The 19,802-nt window shown below is 57.9% G+C and carries 16 protein-coding genes and 1 pseudogene; 8 read left to right on the forward strand and 9 right to left on the reverse strand.

Translation table 11 applies throughout. From position 1 onward, the window contains the following. The first annotated feature begins 14 nt into the window (after positions 1-14). Positions 15-1,672: pseudogene (locus AMM33_RS09710) on the forward strand (acyl-CoA synthetase). Positions 1,673-1,754: 82 nt separating this feature from the next. Here AMM33_RS09710 and AMM33_RS09715 read toward each other — a convergent pair. The 6 genes from AMM33_RS09715 to AMM33_RS09740 form a co-directional block, all read right to left on the reverse strand. Next, entirely contained in the window at positions 1,755-2,828 is a 1,074-nt protein-coding gene (locus AMM33_RS09715; RefSeq protein WP_090140815.1) for a porin, read from the reverse strand. A gap of 114 nt (positions 2,829-2,942) precedes the next feature. Continuing rightward, positions 2,943-3,491, reverse strand: coding sequence for an NUDIX hydrolase (locus AMM33_RS09720; RefSeq protein ID WP_090140817.1), 549 nt, complete (start codon positions 3,489-3,491; stop codon positions 2,943-2,945). Positions 3,492-3,493: 2 nt separating this feature from the next. Next, on the reverse strand, positions 3,494-4,810 hold the full coding sequence (locus AMM33_RS09725) for a TRAP transporter large permease (protein WP_090140819.1): 1,317 nt from the start codon (positions 4,808-4,810) through the stop codon (positions 3,494-3,496). After that, entirely contained in the window at positions 4,807-5,328 is a 522-nt protein-coding gene (locus tag AMM33_RS09730; protein WP_090140821.1) for a TRAP transporter small permease, read from the reverse strand. Before AMM33_RS09730 ends, AMM33_RS09725 begins: the two co-directional genes overlap by 4 nt. A 75-nt stretch (positions 5,329-5,403) precedes the next feature. Then, positions 5,404-6,438 (reverse strand): TRAP transporter substrate-binding protein, encoded by a 1,035-nt coding sequence (locus tag AMM33_RS09735; RefSeq protein WP_090140823.1) that lies wholly within the window; start codon positions 6,436-6,438, stop codon positions 5,404-5,406. A gap of 256 nt (positions 6,439-6,694) precedes the next feature. After that, positions 6,695-7,390, reverse strand: a complete 696-nt coding sequence (locus tag AMM33_RS09740; RefSeq protein WP_090140825.1) for a fumarylacetoacetate hydrolase family protein — start codon at positions 7,388-7,390, stop codon at positions 6,695-6,697. Positions 7,391-7,516: 126 nt separating this feature from the next. On the opposite strand from AMM33_RS09740, the gene AMM33_RS09745 reads away from it, so the two are divergent. After that, a complete protein-coding gene (locus AMM33_RS09745; RefSeq protein WP_090140827.1) occupies positions 7,517-7,957 on the forward strand; it encodes a MarR family winged helix-turn-helix transcriptional regulator in 441 nt (146 codons plus the stop codon). A gap of 77 nt (positions 7,958-8,034) precedes the next feature. On the opposite strand, the gene AMM33_RS09750 is transcribed toward AMM33_RS09745, so the two are convergent. Continuing rightward, the gene (locus tag AMM33_RS09750; RefSeq protein WP_090140829.1) at positions 8,035-8,337 is read right to left on the reverse strand and encodes an antibiotic biosynthesis monooxygenase family protein; all 303 of its coding nucleotides are present in this window, start codon (positions 8,335-8,337) and stop codon (positions 8,035-8,037) included. Positions 8,338-8,406: 69 nt separating this feature from the next. Here AMM33_RS09750 and AMM33_RS09755 point away from each other — a divergent pair, with 69 nt between their 5' ends. From AMM33_RS09755 to AMM33_RS09770, 4 genes are all read left to right on the forward strand, one after another. Beyond that, a complete protein-coding gene (locus AMM33_RS09755; protein ID WP_090138798.1) occupies positions 8,407-9,642 on the forward strand; it encodes an ISL3 family transposase in 1,236 nt (411 codons plus the stop codon). Positions 9,643-9,950: 308 nt separating this feature from the next. Then, positions 9,951-11,027, forward strand: coding sequence for an ABC-three component system protein (locus AMM33_RS09760; RefSeq protein WP_090140832.1), 1,077 nt, complete (start codon positions 9,951-9,953; stop codon positions 11,025-11,027). Further along, positions 11,024-11,518, forward strand: a complete 495-nt coding sequence (locus tag AMM33_RS09765; protein WP_090140833.1) for an ABC-three component system middle component 2 — start codon at positions 11,024-11,026, stop codon at positions 11,516-11,518. Before AMM33_RS09760 ends, AMM33_RS09765 begins: the two co-directional genes overlap by 4 nt. Continuing rightward, on the forward strand, positions 11,509-13,380 hold the full coding sequence (locus AMM33_RS09770) for a hypothetical protein (protein ID WP_090140835.1): 1,872 nt from the start codon (positions 11,509-11,511) through the stop codon (positions 13,378-13,380). Before AMM33_RS09765 ends, AMM33_RS09770 begins: the two co-directional genes overlap by 10 nt. A 348-nt stretch (positions 13,381-13,728) precedes the next feature. On the opposite strand, the gene AMM33_RS09775 is transcribed toward AMM33_RS09770, so the two are convergent. Both AMM33_RS09775 and AMM33_RS09780 read right to left on the reverse strand, forming a co-directional pair. Continuing rightward, positions 13,729-14,604: a YihY/virulence factor BrkB family protein gene (locus AMM33_RS09775; protein WP_090140837.1), complete on the reverse strand. Its 876-nt coding sequence runs from the start codon at positions 14,602-14,604 to the stop codon at positions 13,729-13,731. A 359-nt stretch (positions 14,605-14,963) separates the two neighbouring features. Further along, entirely contained in the window at positions 14,964-18,536 is a 3,573-nt protein-coding gene (locus tag AMM33_RS09780) for an indolepyruvate ferredoxin oxidoreductase family protein (RefSeq protein ID WP_090140838.1), read from the reverse strand. Positions 18,537-18,654: 118 nt separating this feature from the next. On the opposite strand from AMM33_RS09780, the gene AMM33_RS09785 reads away from it, so the two are divergent. Both AMM33_RS09785 and AMM33_RS09790 read left to right on the forward strand, forming a co-directional pair. Next, positions 18,655-19,110 (forward strand): Lrp/AsnC family transcriptional regulator, encoded by a 456-nt coding sequence (locus AMM33_RS09785; RefSeq protein WP_090140840.1) that lies wholly within the window; start codon positions 18,655-18,657, stop codon positions 19,108-19,110. Between the two features lie 153 nt (positions 19,111-19,263). After that, complete coding sequence (locus tag AMM33_RS09790) at positions 19,264-19,671, forward strand: PaaI family thioesterase (RefSeq protein WP_090140842.1); 408 nt, start codon at positions 19,264-19,266, stop codon at positions 19,669-19,671. The last annotated feature ends 131 nt before the right edge of the window (positions 19,672-19,802 follow it).

The following is a 19,802-nucleotide window of genomic DNA, read 5'->3' on the forward strand; positions in this document are numbered from 1 at the left end:
TACAGGACCCGTTCATGACTGATACCAAAGTCAGCATCTTTGACCAAGACTTGCCCCAAACCCCCGCCAACCACGCGCCGATTTCGCCCTTGAGCTTCATCGAGCGCACGGCCGAGGTCTACCCCCAGCGTCTGGCCATCGTGCATGGCGATTTGCGCAGGACTGGGCCACCACTTACCGCCGCACCCGCCAGCTGGCCAGTGCGCTGGCGCAGGCGGGCATTGGCAAAAACGACACGGTGGCTGTGATGCTGCCCAACACGCCGCCGATGGTGGAGGCGCACTTCGGCATCCCCATGGCCGGGGCGGTGCTCAACGCCCTGAACACCCGGCTGGACCCGGAGACCGTGGCTTTCATGCTCGACCACGGCGAGGCCAAGGCGGTGATCGTGGACCCGGAATTTGCGGGGGTGATGAAAAAAGCCCTGGCGCTGCGCCAGTCCACTCGGCCCTTGTTGGTCATCGATGTGGAAGATGCGCTGTACACCGGCCCCACCGACAAGCTGGGTTCGGTGACTTACGAAGACTTTGTGGCCAGCGGCGACGCCGACTTTGCCTGGAGCCTGCCCGCCAACGAGTGGGACGCGATTGCGCTGAACTACACCAGTGGCACCACGGGCAACCCCAAAGGCGTGGTCTACCACCACCGGGGCGCGGCGACGAACGCGATCTCCAACATTCTGGAATGGGACATGCCCAAGCATGCGGCCTATTTGTGGACGCTGCCCATGTTCCATTGCAACGGCTGGTGTTTCCCGTGGACGGTGGCGGCGCGTGCGGGCGTGAACGTGTGTTTGCGCAAGGTGGACGCGCAGGCCATGTTTGATGCCATGCGCGACCATGGTGTCACCCATTACTGTGGTGCGCCCATCGTGCACGGCCTGCTGGTCAACGCCCCGGCCGCGATGAAGGCGGGGGTGCCCGCAGGCATTAAGGCGATGGTGGCGGGTGCGGCACCCCCGGCCTCGATGATCGAGGGCATGGAGCAGATGGGCTTTGACTTGACCCATGTGTACGGCCTGACCGAGGTCTATGGCCCGGCCACCGTGTGCCCCAAACACCCCGAGTGGGACGCGCTGGACATTGGTGACCGCGCACGTCTGAATGCCCGCCAAGGCGTGCGTTACCACCTGCAGCGTGATGTGCGGGTGCTCAACCCCGAAACCATGCAGCCCGTGCCACAAGATGGCGAGACCATGGGCGAGATCATGTTCAAGGGCAACATCACCATGAAGGGTTACCTCAAGAACCCCAAGGCCACGCAAGAGGCCTTTGCGGGCGGCTGGTTCCACAGCGGCGACTTGGCGGTGCAGTACCCCGACGGCTATTTCAAGATCAAGGACCGCAGCAAAGACATCATCATTTCGGGTGGTGAGAACATTTCATCGATCGAGGTGGAAGACGTGTTGTACCGCCACCCCGCTGTGCTGGCGGCTGCCGTGGTGGCCAAGCCCGATGCGCGCTGGGGCGAGACGCCTTGCGCCTTTGTGGAGCTGAAGGCCGATGCCCAGGTCACAGCCGAGCAGATCGTGGCGCATTGCAAGCAGCATTTGGCGGGCTTCAAGGTGCCGCGGGCTGTGGTGTTTGGCGAGTTGCCCAAGACCAGCACGGGCAAGATTCAGAAGTTTGAATTGCGCAAGCAGGCGGGGTCTGCAGCGGCGATTGACGTTTGAACGAAAAAAGAGGCTCCTTGCGAGGGCCTACTTCACCTTGAAGAGCACCGCCACCCAATAGGGCGGTGGTGCGTCAGACTGATCAGAAGTCGTAGCGCATGCCGATGGACACGCCTGATGCAGTCTTGCCAATGGTTGAAGAGGGGGCAGCCGTGCGGCCTTCTTTCCATGGGTTAATTGTGCTTTGTGAATCGTTGTCTACGCTGGCGTAGTTGGCATAAAAGCGCAGCGCTTTGTCATAGCGATACTCGCCACCCAGGGTGTACATGCTGGCGTTGGCATTTGCTGCGTCGGCTTTGCGGTCCATGTAGTGGGCTTTGAGGGCGATATTTGGCGCAACCATGTACTCCATACCCAAGCCTGTGACATCGGCGCTCTGATTTTTGTTGCCTGAAGAGGTGATCGAGTCAGCCGTTTGGTAAAAGCCCATCACGCGCAGTACGGGTGTCAGCTTGTAGCTGATGGCGGCGCGTGTGGCCTCGCGTTTGCGGGTGGTGGCTGTGCCTGCACCGTAGTTCTCGAAAGCCAATGTGGCCTCCAAACCGCCGGCTTTGTAGCCCAATGAGGCGCTCGTCGCGTCTTCTTTGTTTTCCACAGCGCCGTTGTTGGTCGCGCTGGTGCCGGAGTGGAACGAATACGCCACCTTGGCTTGGAAACCGTTCATCACGGGCGACTGGTACTCCAACATGTTGTTCAGGCGCTCGTCGAACTTGGCATCACCCACACGGGTCAGGTTGCGCATGTCGCCGAGCTGGTCGCCAAACAGGTTGAAGGGCTCGCGTGCTGTTTTGAACGGGGTGTCGAACTTGCCTGCGCGCACGGTACCGAAATCGCCCTGCAAGCCTGCAAAGGTGTCGCGTGAGCCCAAACGGTTGTTGGTGTCACCTGTGGCGTTGCTCAGGTTGAGTTGGATTTCCTGTTCGATTTGCCAGATACCGGTCAGGTTGCCGATTTTCTTGCTGCCTTTGAAACCCAGACGCGAAGCGTTGCTGGACAGGTTGTTGCGCTTGTAGCTCGCGCCGTCGTCCAACTGGTCGACCGAGAAGCTGGCGCGACCGTAGATTTCAAGCAGGCCGTCGACTTTGACTTGGGCTTGTGCCAAGGGGGCTATGGCCAAAAGGGTTGCGGTGGCGATGAAGGTTTTCGAGAATTTCATTGTTCAAACTCCATGTAAAGAACAGACGAAGTTTCTGTTCTTGACGTGACGTCTGCATGAAATTCAGATGAAGATTTGATGATGCAGCCCAACGCTCAAAGCTTCATAGGCGCATCACTCGATATCGAAGGCGTGTGTGCTGAAGCGTCCTGCACGGCGGTCTGCAAAGTAATGCTCCAGCGTTTCCTTGACGGTGCGAAAGGCCAATTCGTCCCAAGGAATTTCGTCTTCTTTGAACAAGCGTGCTTCCATGGTTTCGTGCCCGGGGTCGAACACGTCGCTGGTCAGGCGGGCGCGGTAATACAGGTGCACCTGGCCGACACGCGGCACGCTCATCACGGTGAGCAAGTCTTCCATGATGAACTGCGCACCGGCTTCTTCGGTGGTCTCGCGGGCCGCGCCTTGCGCGGTGGATTCACCCAGCTCCATGAAGCCTGCGGGCAAGGTCCACTTGCCTTTGCGCGGCTCGATGTTGCGCTTGCACAGCAGCACCTGGTCACCCCAATGGGGCACGGTGCCCACCACGTTCAGAGGGTTTTCGTAGTGCACCGTGTGGCAAACGGTGCAAATGGCGCGCTGCTTGGTGTCGCCGTCGTCGGGCAAACGGTAAGCCACCGATGCGCCGCACTGGCGGCAGTGTCGAATGGCTTCTCGTGTGTACATGGTCAGAGTTTCAAGACAAATAGAACGACGGAGGGCACAAAGACGATCAGCAAGATGCGCAAAAGGTCAGAGGCCAGGAAAGGCATGACGTAAAGGAAGATGTCCTTCATGGGCACGTCTTTCGTCATGCTGCTGATGATAAACACGTTCATGCCCACGGGTGGCGTGATCAGGCCAATCTCCACAACCATCAGTGCCAATATGCCAAACCAGATGGCTTTGGACTCGGGGTCCATGCCCCACAAATCAATGCCCATGATGATGGGAAAGAAAATCGGGATGGTCAGCAGCAGCATGGACAAGCTGTCCATCACGCAGCCCAGCACCAGGTAGATGGCGATGATAGTGAACAGCACGGCCAGCGGTGACAAGTCCATGCTGACCACCCACTTGGCCAGTTCGGTGTTGACTTGGGTCAGCGCCAAAAACACGTTCAACACGTCCGCACCCAGCAAGATCAGGAAGATCATGCCCGTGCCTGCGGCTGCGCCATACAGGCATTGCATGAAGCCCTGGCCGCGCAGGCCACCCGACTTCCAGGCCACAAAGGCTGTGGCCACCGTGCCGATGGAGGCGGCTTCGGTGGGGGTGAAAAAGCCGCCGTAAATGCCGCCAATGACCACCATGAAAATCAACAAGACTGGCCAGGTTTCAGCCAGGGCTGTGAGGCGCTGCGTCCAGCTGAAACGGTCACCCCGTGGGGCATCTTTGGGACTGACGCGGGCAATGATGCCGATCACCACCATGTAACCAATGGCGGCGATGATGCCCGGCACAAAGGCCGCCAAAAACAGCTTGGCGATGTTTTGCTCGGTGATGATGGCGTAGATGACCAAGGGCACGGAGGGCGGAATCAAAATGCCCAAGGTGCCGCCCGCTGCGATCACGGCGGCGGACAAGCGTTCGGAATAGTTGTGCGCTTTGAGCTCAGGCAAAGCCACTTGGCCCATGGTGGCTGCGGTGGCCAGCGAAGAGCCGCAAATCGCCCCAAAGCCTGCGCACGAAGTCACAGCCGCCATGGCCATGCCGCCGCGCCAGTGGCCGATCATGGCGTTGCCCGCCTTGAACAAGGCCTTGGACAGGCCGCCTTGGGTGGCAAATTGGCCCATCAACAAAAACAGGGGCACCACCGACAGGTCGTAAGTGGAGTAGCGGGCAAAGGCCGCATTTTTGAAAAAACTCATCAACGGGTCCCAGCCCGCGACAAAGGTGTAACCCATCGTGCCCGTGAGCAGCATGGCCACGCCAATGTGGACCCGCAGCGCCAACAGCAGCAGCAGGACCGCAAACATCAAACTACCCCATTCGATGCCGCTCATGATTGGATCTCTTTCATTTTTTCGAAGGCACGGTACAAGGCCGTGAGGGACAACAGCGCAAACGAGGGCACCAGCGGCACATAGGCCCACCAGGTGGGAATTTCCAGCAGCATCGAGGCGTCAAAGTTGCCCCGCAAATCGAGCATGCCTACAGTCACACGCCAGCTGATCAGGCCAGAGAAAAACGCCAGCAACAAGTTGGCCAAAGTGTCGAGCACGGCGTTGAGCCGGGCGGGCGCATTGGCGGTGAAGAAATCCACAATCACATGGCCCGAGATCCAGTGCGTGTAGGGCAGCGACATGGCCACAGCGCCCGCGCACAAAAACTGCACCAGTTCAAAGTCGCCCAGCAGTGGGGCATCAAAAAAGGAACGGCCGACGATGCTGCGCAAGGACATGAAGGCCATGGTCAACAAGGTCAAGCCCGACAAAACGGCTAAAAATTTACTCAAACGGTCCAACACCCAGCCCAATCCTTGGTACTGGCGTGTGGATAAAACATGGACGGCTTCTGCCAAGGGGCTTCTCCTAGGGACAAAAAAATGGGGTGGGCCGCAGCTCACCCCATGGAATTCCAAACAAGACCGAGGTCTTTACTTGGTGTATTGCTTGATCAGGTCCTGGGCATCCTTGAGCATGGCGGCACCGTTGAGGCCGCGCTTGTTCATGCCATCCACCCACTCGTTGTCCTGCTCGTCGGTGGCCTTTTTCCAGCGTGCCAGCTCAGACGGTGGAATCACCGAGATGGTCTGAGTTTTGGTGTCGGCAAACACTTTGCGGCCAGGCACATCGTTGCCCTCTTGTGTGCCACCCAGGAAAGCAGAGAACTCGCGACCGGAGTTCTTGTCGATCACGGCTTTCAAGTCAGCAGGCAGCGACTCGTACTTGGCCTTGTTCATGGGCACCACGAACACGGTGGTGTACAGGGCTGGGAAGCTCTTGTCTGTTTCGGCGCTGAACTTGGTCAGCTCATGCACCTTCAGGCCGGGCGCGACTTCGTAGGGAATCACTGCGCCATCGATCACGCCCTTGGACAAAGCTTCAGGCACCTGAGGCACGGGCATGCCCACGGGTGTGGCACCCATTTTGGCGAGCATCTTGGTCACGTTGGCTGTGGGGGCACGCATCTTCATGCCCTTGAAGTCTTCCATCTTGGTGATGGGCTTGTCGCGGGTGAAGATCACGCCTGGGCCGTGCACGTGAACGGCCAGCAGTTTCACATCCTTGTGCTCGTCCATGGCGTTCTTTTGCACGAAGTCCCATGCGGCGCGGCTGGTGGCGGCGGCATTGGTCATGGTGAAGGGCAGCTCGAACACTTGGGTCTTGGCAAAACGGCCAGCCGAGTAACCGGCCACGGTCCAGACCACGTCGGCCACGCCGTCTTTGGCTTGGTCATACAGCTGCGGTGGGGTGCCGCCCAACTGCATGGCCGGGAAGATTTGGCACTGCAAGCGGTCTTTGGAGTCGCGAGCAATGTTTTTGCACCAATCGCCCAACATCGTGGTGTGCTGAATGGACTGAGGGCCCAGAAAGTGGTGCACTTTCAGGGTGATGGTCTGTGCGTGAACGCCAAAACCTACGGCCATCAGGCCTGCGGCCAAGGCCGTTTGTTGTAAGAACTTCTTCATCGACTTGTCTCCATCATGGGTTGAAAAACGAAATGATAAACCAACCGAGCGGTCGGTTAATGAAAAGAATGACGCCCGTGGTGCTCAGCTTGGGTCACCTTAAAGTCCCTTGAATTGCAATGTATATGAATTAAGTTGCAACTTTGGAGGCTATTTTTAGGGGTTAACCCTTTGTGTTGCGGGGCGTGTGCACTTTTGTTCAATGAACAAAAGTGCTTTTATGGCAGGCCCAACTGCGTTCTGACCACCTTTCAGGTCAGGAAATTTTAATTTGCAAGCTGCCCAACCCGGCCACTTGGCCCACCAAGGTGTCACCCGCCACCACGGCGGCCACACCTTCAGGGGTGCCGGTATAGATCAGGTCACCGGGCTGCAGTTCCCAGGCGGCGGACAGGTGTTCGATGGTTTCGGCCACGCTCCAGATGAGTTTGGCCACGTTGCTGCGCTGGCGGTCTGCACCGTTGACTTGCAGGCTGATCTCGGCTTGGTTCACGTCACCGGCTTGCGCAATCGGCGTGATCGGGCCGATGGGGGCCGAGTGGTCGAAGGCTTTGCCGATGCACCAGGGGCGGCCTTGCTTTTTCATCTCGTTTTGCAGGTCGCGGCGTGTCATGTCCAGGCCCACCGCATAACCATAAATGTGCTTGGCCGCATCGGCGGCCAAGATGTTGCGCCCGCCTTGGCCAATGGCCACCACGAGTTCGATTTCGTGGTGCAGGTTTTGTGTGAGGCTGGGGTAAGGCATGGTGCCGGTCTGGCCCGCTTCGACCACCACCAGGCTGTCGGTGGGCTTGAGGAAGAAGAAAGGCGGCTCACGCCCGGTGAAGCCCATCTCCTTGGCATGCTCTTCATAATTGCGGCCCACGCAGTAAATGCGGTGTACCGGGAATCGTTCGGGTTGGCCCGCAATGGGTACGGAGACAACGGGCATGGGTTGAAACACAAAACTCATGAGGATCCTTTGAACGTTGGGATGGTGATGTTAAGCCGAGATAGCCCTTTCGATACACTTCTGGCTGGCTTCGGGTCAGTTTTGTTGATTCGTGGAAACCCTTGCTTTTACAAAGAATGAACCAAGATGACGACGCGCATTGATCTGGCCAAAGCCCCAGGGCATTTGATTCGGCGTGCGCATCAAATAGCCGTGGCCATTTTTGCAGAGCAGCTGGCTGCGGCCGATGTGACGCCGGTGCAGTTTGCAATTTTGAGTGCTGTGCTGGATTCACCGGGCATGGATCAGATTTCATTGGCAAAACGCGTGGCCTTTGATGCCGCAACTTCAGGTTCGGTCATCGGGCGCTTGGAGATGAAGGGCTGGTTGCGCAGACAGCCCGACTCGGCGGATCGCCGACGCAAATTGCTGGTGGTCACCCCTGAAGGCGCGCAGGCTTTGCACCGCATGCAAGGGCAGGTGGCCAAGGTTCAGGCACAAATTCTGTCGCCCCTTTCGTCCGATGAGCAGGCCCTCTTTGTGGATTTGCTGGCCCGCTTGGTGCAAGGCCATGAAGCCATTGAGTGAGCAGGGCAGTTTTCTTGCTGTTCGGCATTTGCAGAGACAGGCGTCTCTTCAATCAACCGAGCAGCAAAATGGTCGGCTCAAGCAGACTGGTAAGTCAATTCGAAATGTTCAACGTGGGGTGGGCCTGCAAAAAATGGCCCCACGATAGCGCGCCATTGGGTGAACAGATCTGATTCGCGAAAGCCCACGGTATGGTCTTCCAGGGTGTCCCAGAAAATTTGCAGCACAAAGCGCTCAGGCGTCTCGATGCAGCGGTTGACTTTGGCGCCACGAAAGCCCTTGGCCTGGCTGGCCACGGTCTGAAGTCCGCGTTCGATGGCTTGTTCAAAGGCGGCTTGTTGACCTGGGTGGATGCGGATGTCGGCGAGTTCGAGGATCATAAAAAGGGTTCTCTTGAAATTTGAGTGGGTAAGCTTCTGCCATATTGATCAACTTTTGAGCGTGAATTGATGACTGCCAAGCTGTTTGAATCTGCCCTGGGCATCACTGACCCGTGGTGCGTTGCCTCGGTTGAGTTCGACGAAGGTGCCAAGACCTTGACGATATTGATTGACTTCAAAGTCGGCAGTCGCTTTGCAGTCTCGGGTCACGATGGGCTGCATGGTGTGCACGACACGGTGGCCAAGACGTATCGGCACCTGAACTTCTTTCAACACGAGTGCCATCTGCAAGTTCGCACGCCTCGCGTGAAACTTCCCAACGGTTCGGTGCGGTTGGTCGAGCCTGATTTTGCCGGGCGACTTAATGGCTTCACCTTGCTGTTTGAAGCCTTCATTCTGATGCTGTCTGGCCAGATGCCATTTGCCGCCGTCTCGCGTCTTGTCGGGGAGTCGCCGCACAAGGTTCTGGCCGTGTGCGAAAAGTATGTTGAGATGGCCTGTGGCTTGGCAGATCACTCGGATGTCACGGCACTGGCGATTGATGAGACTTCGCGTGCCAGGGGACACAGCTACGTCACGCTGGCCGCTGATGCCGTTGCCAGGCGCGTGTTGTTTGTAACCGAAGGGCGCGATGCTAAAACCATCAAGGAACTGGCGTCCTACCTGGAAGACCATGGCTGCCCGTGCGAAAACATCATCCAGACCAGCATCGACATGTCGCCCGCCTTCATCTCGGGGGTTACCCAGCATTTGCCCAACGCCCGGATCACGTTTGACAAGTTTCACATCATCGGTCACGCAAGCACTGCAGTGGACAAGATGCGCCGGATCGAGCAGAAGACCGACAAGTCTCTCAAGGGCATGCGCTGGACTTTGCTCAAAGACACAGCCAAGCTCAAACCGGAGGCGGCAGCTGAACTGGATGCGTTGATGGCCAAGATGACCGTCAAACGCACGGCCAGGGCGTGGTCCTACAAAGAGCAGTTGCGTGAGATCCTTGATCGAAAGCAGATCAACGTTGTGCGAACCATGCTGGATCACTGGTGCACATGCGTGATGCGCTCCAAGGTCGAACCGATGAAGGACGTTGCCAAGATGATCCGCGCTCATATGGAAGGCATCGTGGCCTGGGCGCAGACACGCCAGACCAACGGATTCCTCGAAGCCATCAACGGTTTGTTCCAGGCATCCAAGCGTCGTGCGCGTGGGTTTACGCGAATCACAACGATCAAGACTGTCATCTTCTTGATCGCCGGGAGACTCGACTTCCACGCTATCAATCCTCATGCTGGGCAACCCACTTGAAATTCATCAGAGCCCCATTTTTGATGACCTCCTAAAGGCTGGTTGCAGAAGGTCACCAGCTACGGCTCTGCTACACCTAAGTGCTGGACAACGAGTCCAGCGGTCTGCGCACCACCGCCCATCTGCAACACGTGGGTTTTGATCTTGGTTGTCGCCACCTCGACATAGACCAGTAGTTCCTGTACGGAGCGACTGTCGCTGCCAGTCTGCAGCAAGAGCTAGGGGACACTGATTACACTAGGTGCAACCACGCAGACTCTGTTCCTGCTGGTCACTGAGAATCTCACGTCAGGGATAAGCACAAGACCATGCCACAAAAATCAGGCACAACCCGTAAACTGCGGAAGACTAGGCACGTCGCCAAGGGCGGCGTCATACAACCTTCTTCGCAAGTCATTCTGCTAAATCACGATCAGTGGGAAGAGTTCATTTTGGCCTCCGCGCGACAGCGCGATCTTCCCGGCGGAAGCCACTATGCGGTCGTCAAGCGCTTGGGCGGAGCTGGCGACGGTGGCAGGGACATTGAAGCGCGGTATGGCCAGGCGCTAGTTCGTGACGGCTGGGATCTGTACCAGGCCAAGCACTACGGCAAGGGCCTTACGCAAAGTGACGCCTTCCCGGAGATGGCGAAGTTCTTCAAGCAGCTGGCCTCGAAGACCTACCCCCGGCCAAATTTTTATTACTTCTGCTGCCCGCTTGCGGTTGGTAACGAGCTCCATAACACGATGGCCTCGGGGTCTGCTACCTTCAAGGCAAAGTTCATGGATGCTTGGACTAACGAACACACGGGCATGAAAGGCAGAGCCGCCGAGCTGACGCAGGACGTCCAAGATGCCATCGACGATTTCGACTTCGACCGTTTCATCGAGTGCACGGTGCACGATCTGCTGGCCTGGCACGCGCTTGACAAGGCAGCCCACCATGGCCTGTTCGGCATCGTGCCCGAACGCGGTGACGATGACCCTATGCCAGCCCAGCCTACTGGGTACGAGAGCATCTATGTCAACGAGCTCCTGCGCGTCTACACCGAGGACAATACGTCGCCCGTCGGCCTGGCTGACCTACCGGGCAGTAAATACGAAGATCACTTCGATTCGCATCGACAGACCTTCTACTGTGCCGAGGGCCTGCAGCGGTTTAGCCGCGACATATACCCTAACGAGCGTGAATTCGAGCGGCTGCTCGATATGGTCTATGCAGGCATCCGACCCACTGTCACCCAACTCCGCTTGAAGACAGGCATGGACCGAGTCGACGCGGCTGTTGAGAAGGCATCAATACTGCAGGTCCAAGAGAGCCGCTTGTCGCCCCAGCTTCGCGGGGGTGACTTGCCCGGCACCTGCCATCACTTGGCCAATGACGGGAGGCTAATGTGGGTCAAATGAAGAAGTCCGAGTCCATCGCAGCCTTCAACTCACCGTTCGAACTGGGTGTACGGATGGTGTACCTGCTCACTTCCCTGCAGCCGATAGGCGCCGACCTGCAGAAGTTGGTCCTGCTCGATTACGCTATCGTGTATTCCGACGATCTTGGCGGGCCGCCCAGTCTTCACACTCCGGTGCCCTACCGCGGTAGCGAATACCTGAGTCGTCGCGACCTCATCGCCCAAGGCCTGTACTTGATGAGTACTCGTGGACTCGTCGCGGTGACCATGGACGAAACCGGCATCACCTACTTCGCAGGTGACACCGCAAGATCCATGGTGGGTGCACTGACCTCCCCTTACTTACGTGAATTGGAAGGGCGATGCCGGTGGGCGGCTGCCATGTTCGCGACTCTTAGCTCACGAGACATGACCGAACGATTCGCCCAGCAAGGACACCTGTGGGGTGCCGAGTTTGAAGGCGTCAACGGGCGGGGGCACCAATGGCAATAACGCTGAAGCAATTGTCGGTGCACGGTCCGGGCTTATCGCCCGCAGTGGTTGTGTTCGAGGGGCGTCGAACTCTTATCCGAGGCCCCAGTGAAACGGGCAAGTCGCATATCTGGAAGTGCATCTGGTTCCTCCTGGGTGGCACAGCTTCACTCGAACAGTTTCCTGAGTCGCAGGGATATGACTCACTTGAACTCGCTTTCCTACATAGCGAACATGAATACCTTGTGCGCAAGGCGATGTCTGGCGGTGCCGCGCGCGTTCTGGTACGTCAGGATGATCTTTGGGTCGCAGACGGTGTACCGAATCCGCTCGAAGACTTGGCGCAGGATTTAGGGGAGTTGCTCGTCAGTTTGTCTGGTGCCGCGGGCAAACTGGTGCTTCGCACGCGGAGTGAAAAAGGCCCTATCACTGGCGACGACCTGAGGCATTGGGCGCTGCTTTCCCAGCCCCGCATGATTTCCGAGGACGCGACCAAGGGATCTGGGCACGGTTCGGACAAGCATGTTTCTTCTTACTCGCTGTTTTTGAGCGGGCTCGATGATTCGGCGGTCGAGCTGTACAAAAGCGCTTCGGAGAAGGATCAGGCCAAAGGCATGCTGGTTGTCGCGCAGTCAGAGTTGGCGCGCCTAGAGGGCCTCATTCCAGCTGATGCTGATCGGGCATCTACAGTTCAGGCTCTGGCGAGGGTCGATGAGCGTCTCGACATGGTCGTCACGCAATTCAAGGCGCGTTCGTCGGTTTTGAAGGAGCTGCGCCAGCAGATCGCCATTGAAGGCGAGGCGCTCACCACCGCATCGACCCAACTGGCCAGCGCGATATCGATGCGCGAGCGCTTCACGATGCTTGACCTCAAGTATTCGAGCGACCTTGCTCGGCTAGGTGCCGCGGACGAGGGCACTGCGTTCTTTCAAGCGTTAGAGGAGACACCTTGCCCACTCTGCGGCACAGCGGTGGAGCAGCATTTAGATCCTGGCAATCTCAACCCAAGGGCGCCGTCCAAGTACCGGAACGCCATAGCTGCGGAAGCCGAGAAAATTCGTGAGCTTCGGCGTGGACTTCAACCGTCCCTTGCTCAAGAGCAAGCGCGGATCTCCATTGCCTCCGTCGATGTGAAACGTCTGACAGCGTCGCTCAAGCTCTTAGAAGAGCAGGAGACGATGGTCCTGCGGGCCGCGTCGCAGGAGTTTGACGCGGATCCCCGAGAGCTTGCTGAGTCCCACACACGCTTGTCATCGCTGATCGACGCATTCGATGAATCCACCCGGCTTAAAGGAGAAATTGCGCGCCTCGAGGAGGCCACAAAGCAGAAGAGGATCGCCCTTGTTCGCAACGTGGGATCCCACGGCGATAAGGTCGGTGCTATCGCGCGCCAAATGCTGAACGACTGGGGGTTCACGTCAATTCAGTCGGTGCATCTTGACGCCACGTCCTGCGACCTGCTTGTCGATGGCCGTAGGCGCCTTAGTTATGGTGCCGGCAAGCGCGGCCTGTTTCTCACGGCCATGACCATCGCGCTAATGCAGCACGCGCTAAAGGAAGGCCATCCCCACCTTGGCGTGGTCGTGCTGGATTCACCACTGAAGGCCTACGCCCAGAAAGAGTCGGCTGACGACACGGACCGGGACATTCCTACGGCCACTGTGAACGCTAGCTTCTACGGCTGGTTGTCGCGCTTCAAAGGCCCTGGCCAAATCATCGTTCTTGAAAATGAAGTGGTGGATGCAGTCACGGCCCGCGCTTTGGGCGCTATCGAGTTCACCGATGACTACACCCGTGGACGGCAAGGGTTCTATCCGCCCAGACCTTTGATTGCGCCGCCGCCAGGGCCGAGCGACGGGCCCGTTTTCGATGATCTTGCGTAATGCGCTAAACGAGCTCCCGATTCAAGCCGCCAGGTGGCGAGTGAGAGCCACTATTCGGTGTTGGTTTTCGAGGGTCGTGGATTCTCAAGCGGTGCAGAAGCGGCGTTTCTGACCCGTGAGAGTTCTATATGTCGAGTATTGGAGGGCTCCTACTGGGGGGGCTCTGTTCGGCGAAGCGACGGACCGCTTTCGCTGCAACTGAGTCATTCGGCCCCCCGCCAAAGTAGGTGAATAGATGCGTTGTTTAGATGGCCCGAAAAAACAGATCTGAGTGATTCAATTTCGATAAAAGTACAAGGCTCAATGAGCAACGCCTACAAGTTTGAATGATCGAACTTCAGCAGCGGCTCAGGCGTCTGGCCTCTTGTGGGAGCCGAAGGTCCGGGCGTAGGCGCAGGTGAACTCGGCACCTACCAGCAAGATTTGGGCTGAAAAGTAGACCCACAGCAGCACCACCACGAGCGAGCCCGCTGCGCCGAAACCCGACGCCACACCACTGCGGCCGATGTAGGCGCCAATCAGGAACTTGCCGCCCGTGAACAGCAAGGTCGCGATCAAAGCGCCGAGCCACACATCGGAGATCAGCACACGCTGGCGAGGCATGACCTTGTAGATCAGGCCGAACATGATGGCCACGAGCAGAAAGCCACCGATCGCATTGCCCGCCTCCACAACACCCTGCCAGCCGCCGAAGACGGGGTCGAGGCTTCGGCCCATGGCCGCGATCATGGCACTGGTGACCAGCGACACGATGAGCAAAAATCCCAAGGCCAAAATCATGCCGAAAGCCATCAAACGGGCGCGAACGAGCGTGAGCCAGCCGCTCTTTCGCAAGCGTCCCGGTACGCCCCAGATGCGGTCGAGCGCATCTTGCAGTTCGGCAAACACGGTGGTCGCACCGACGACCAGCAGCACCAGGCCCACGGCGGTGGCCGTCAAGCCTTCAGCGGGTTCGCGCACGCTGGCCAGCAGGCCTTGAACGGCACCCGCGCCGACATCGCCCATGAGGTCTTTCAGCTGCGCCTGGATTTCACCGCGAGCGGCTTCTTCACCAAACACCAAACCGGCCACCGACACCACGATCAGCAACAGCGGTGCCAGCGAAAACATGGTGTAGTAGGCCAACGCAGCCCCCATGCTCGGCACATAGTCGTCGAGCCAGGCGTTGGCAACCTGTTTGAACAACCCCCACCACGCCTTGATTGGGACGTTCGTCTTCGGCATGCACACTCCAATGAGCAAAGGGTGAATCAAGTTAGCGCCCTGACTGCCTGCGGTCTGTTCGCTGTCAAACCCACGGGTTCAGTGGTGATCGACCACTTGGGAGGAGACATCACACTCAACAAGCGTGTAAAAGTTGGCTCGCAAGCACGGGCAACTGCCTATTGATTCGGCCCTGTGAAGTTTTCAATGCGCAAAGTTGTTGTAGGTCGGCGGTCGAAGACTCCGACATGGGCCTGTGCCGAAACCAATAACGTCGGACTCTGCGAGTGCCGACCTACGAGATGACATGTCTCATGCATTTCAAACTTCAGCGTGCCGGATCAATAGGTAACACCTACCGCTCTGGTGCGGTCCCCATCTCAGATGCTTCGAATCGCAACGCCTCGCAATTGTTGCAAACCAGTGTCTTGCGGCGGACGTGGGTAACGGGTGGGATCGATCCGGTGAAGCAGCCAGGCTTGACGGCTCTGGGCGGCGCGTATGTTGCGGGCCTTCACATGGCCAAAGCCTCGCATGGACAGCGGCAGCGCCATGATGTCGCGCATCAAGTCTTTAATTTTTGTGTTGACCAAGGGCAACAACTCTTGCACCAGTGTGATGTGGGCATCTATCAGATGACGTTCCATACGCCGCTCGTGCGTGTAGCCAAACGGGTCCCAAATCGTGCCGCGCAACACCTTTGCCTTGGCCAGAAGCCCCAACACGGGGCGCATCCAGGCTCCCAGGGTGACTTTGCGGGGTGCTTTTCCATCGGATGCTTTGAACAACGCGGGCGGTGACATGTGGAATGCCAGGCGGTAGTCGCCTTCAAACTGCGCATCCAGTTGCGCTTGGAAGGCCTTGTCACTGAACAACCTGGCAACTTCGTATTCATCCTTGTAGCTCATCAATTTGTGCAGGCTACGTGCCACCGTCATGTTCAAGGTGTCATCCTGCAAGCCAGCTGCTTGCGTGGCCCGCTGAACATCACGCATCAAGCGTGTGTAGCGTTGTGCCCAAGCCTTGTTCTGGTAAGCCGCGAGATGCTGGCTGGCCTGTTCGATGAAGCCGTGCAGGTCTTCTGGCAAAGCCTCTGCTTTGGCGGACATGCTCAATGCCATGGGATCTGCGGCTGCCAGTCGACCCACGGTGAAGGCCAGCAAGTTGGCTTCCACGGCGACGTTGTTCAAGCGGATGGCCTGCTCCAGCGCCGCCAAGCTGACGGGCACCAGCCCACGCTGCCAGGCGTACCCCATGGCCAAAATGTTGGCGGCCAGTGTGTCGCCCAGCACCTGCTCAGCCAGTACCTGTGCGTCAAAGGTTTCTACCTGCGCATCGCCTGCAGAAAAGCGTATTTTTTCGACCAGCAAGTCGGTTTGCACTTGCGCATCCGGGTTGCGCACAGCATCGGCAACAGGTGTTTCATGCACATTCACCAGCACGCGTGTACGGCCATGGCGAATGGTTTGAAGTGCTTCAGCAGAGGCAGCCACCACCGCATCGCATGCCAGCAAGGCATCTGCTTGTTGGGTATCGATGCGCACCTGGTTGAGCAGTTTTTGCGTGGGCGCTATGCGTACAAAACTGAGCACCGAGCCACCTTTTTGGGCAAAGCCCATGAAGTCGAGCACGCTGGCGTGCTGCCCTTCCAGGTGCGCAGCCATGGCAATGACCGCGCCCACCGTCACCACGCCCGTGCCGCCCACTCCGGTGATCAGCAAGTCCCAGGGGCTATCGGTGCTGCGGGGATGGATGTCTGGCAAGCGTGCCGCGTGCGCCATGAACTGCTGGCGCATTTGCGGCGATGCGCCCGTCTGGCGACGTTGACGTCCTCCGATCACGCTCACGAAGCTCGGACAAAAACCTTGGGCGCAAGAATAGTCCTTGTTGCAATGCGTCTGGTCGATCTTGCGCTTGCGACCCCATGGCGTCTCCTGCGGCAGCACCGCCACGCAATTGCTTTGCACACCGCAGTCACCACAGCCTTCGCATACCCCTTCATGGATCATCAGGCGACGCGCAGGATCGCTCAGCTCACCTTTCTTGCGGCGGCGGCGTTTTTCGGCGGCGCAGGTCTGCTCGTAAATCAGCACCGACACACCCGTGACTTCGCGCAACTGGCGCTGCACAAGGTCCAAATCTTCACGCGGATGGAATGTGGCGATGGACGGAAAGCGGTTTTTGATGGCGTTGAATTTTGCGATGTCATCGCTCACGATCGCCAGGGCTTCAACGCCCTCGCTCTCGACCTGGCGTGCAATGGCATCCACGCTGATGACACCATCGACGGGTTGCCCGCCTGTCATCGCCACCGCATCGTTGAACAAAATTTTGTAGGTGATGCGGGCCTTGGCCGCAACCGCTTGCCGAATGGCGAGATAGCCCGAGTGGTAATACGTTCCGTCGCCCAGATTCTGAAAGACATGCGGCGTGCGGGTAAAGCGCGAGTGCGAGACCCAGTCCACCCCTTCGCCGCCCATCTGGATCAGGCCAGCGGTGTCGCGCTCCATCCAGTTGGCCATGAAGTGGCAGCCAATGCCTGCACGCGCGGTGGAGCCTTCGGGCACTTTCGTCGATGTGTTGTGCGGGCAGCCGGCACAAAAGTAGGGCAGCCGCTTGACCGCATCGCTGGCGTTACTGAGCATGTCAGCGGGCACAAAGTCCAGAACCTTCAGATGCGGAATATTCAGCACCCCTCCCGTGTGCTGCTGTAGCCAGTCAGCCACTTGCACGATCAAGCGCGAGGGTCGCAATTCGCCCAGCGCTGACAAGAGCGCCTGGCCGTGTGCATCGCGTTTGCCCACGATGACAGGGCGCGAAGGCGCGTTGTACAACAGATCGCGCAATTGCTGCTCGACGATGGGTGCTTTTTCTTCAATGACCAGAATCTCTCGAAGGCCTTGTGCAAAGGCATGCATGCGGGTGGTTTCGATCGGGAAGGTCAGGCCTAACTTGATCACACGCACACCGGCAGCGGCCAGTGAGGCTTCGCTCAGGCCCAATCGCCTGAACACTTCCATCAGGTCGTGGTGGGCCTTGCCCGCTGTGACAATGCCAATGTGGGCCTGCGGGCTGACGATCACCTGGCGGTCAATGCTGTTCACTTGTGCAAAGGCTGCCACCGCGCTCAACTTGTCGTGCAGACGCGATTCGAGACGCAAGGATGGCAAATCAGGCCAGCGGTAGTGCAGGCCATCGGCAGGCGCAACATGTCCAGTCAGCTCTTGCACTTCTTGTGGGCGCTTCCAAAGACCCTGCTGCGCATTGATGGCGTCCAGATCCACCGTCGTACTGCTTTCCACCACCTCTGACAGCGCGGTCAGGCCCACCCAGGCACCCGAATAACGTGACAAGGCAAAGCCATACAAACCAAAGCTCAGCAACTCCGACACATCAGCGGGTGAGACCACTGGCATGTGCCAGGACTGAAACACCTGGTCGCTCTGGTGCGGCATAGACGACGACACACAGCCATGGTCGTCGCCCGCCACCACCACCACACCGCCGTGCGGTGATGAGCCGTAGGCGTTGCCGTGTTTGAGTGCATCGCCTGCGCGGTCCACACCCGGGCCTTTGCCGTACCACAGTCCGAATACGCCATCGACTGTGCGCTCGGGGTCTGACTCTACCCGCTGCGTGCCCAGCACCTGTGTGGCGTCCAGCTCCTCGTTGATGGCGGGCACAAATTCGATCCCCGCTTCCTTGAACTTGTCACCTTGTTTCCAGATGACTTGATCCACCATCCCCAGTGGCGAGCCCCGGTAGCCGCTGATGAAACCGCGTGTGTTCCATTGCTGGCTTTCGTCGCAGCGGCGCTGCATCAGCATCAGCCGCACCAGCGCCTGCGTGCCCGACATAAAGACCGCGCCTTGCGGCGCCCAGACGTTGTCCTTGAGCTGGTAATCGCGCAAATCCGCAGGCGGGGTGACGGCGGTCAGAGGGTTATGTGTCATTTGTGTCTCCACACTAGTGGAGTAAGAATAGGCTACTCATTAGCGAATAGAACACTTATAAATATCTAATTAGGCCAGTAATGGAGAAATAATTTCTCGAAATGAATAATATGTAAGAATGAATTATGTTTGCAGCCTGAAAATCCTTGAAGCCTTGCAACTGGATTCGCGCATGACCGTGCAACAAATTTCAGAGCGGGTCGGTCTGTCCACCACGCCATGCTGGAAACACATCAAGGAGATGGAGACCCAAGGCATCATCACCGGCTACACCGTTCAGGTAGACCGCAAAAAGGTCGGGCTGAATTTGATGGTGATGGCCGAAATCAACCTCACCCAGCACACCGAAAAAACAGTGGCCGAATTTGAGGCTGCCGTGCAGGCCACGCCCCACATCGTGCACTGCTACTCCACCACGGGCCAATCGGACGATGTGTTGACCATCATGGCGCAAGACATCAAGGCTTATGAACACTTCCTGATGAAAACCTTGTTCAAGCTGCCCGCAGTGGCGCATGTGCGATCGAGCATCGTGTTGCGCGACATCAAACAGGTCTCAGTGCTGCCGCTTTGAACAAGTCATTGCTGGAGAGCACGGAAAATTTGAGCAGCACTTGCTGAATCCCACTGATGTTGGCAGACCAAAGAAGTCTTTGCTCGTGAGAGACTTCACAAGCAAACAAATGAGGCAGACGGCATCAAAACCCACGACCAAGGAGTCAAAAAAATGGACGATATCCAAACATTCGCTCGGCAGGTCTTTGCAAACCAACCTTTCAGTCAATTCATCGGGGCTGAATTGACGCAGAGCAGTGAAGACAGCGCAGAGTTGACTCTCGCCATTCAGGACCACCACAAGCAGCAGCATGGTTTTGTCCATGGTGGTGTGATCAGCTATCTTGCAGACAATGCCATCACCTTCGCGGGTGGTCTGGCACTTGGTGGAAATGCGCTGACTGCGGAATTCAAAATCAACTATTGCCGTCCCGCCGTGGGATTGCATTTGGTCGCCAGGGCACAGGCACGAAGCGTGGGCAAGCGGATGGCCATCTGCCAGTGCGAGATCTATGCAGTCGATGTTGACTCAGAAAAGCTGTGTGCCCTCGCACAGGGAACCATTGTTCTGGCGGTTTGAACCCTTACCCCTGACATGCCACCAAGAAGATTGACTGAAACTTCGGGATGAATGGATTTGCAGCTCAGTGCAAGCCGCTTGGAATATTCAATCTCCATTTCAAAAGCATGAAGCCTCGGGCCCACAAGCAC

Source organism: Limnohabitans sp. DM1 (assembly GCF_001269385.1).
Lineage (GTDB): Bacteria > Pseudomonadota > Gammaproteobacteria > Burkholderiales > Burkholderiaceae_C > Limnohabitans_A.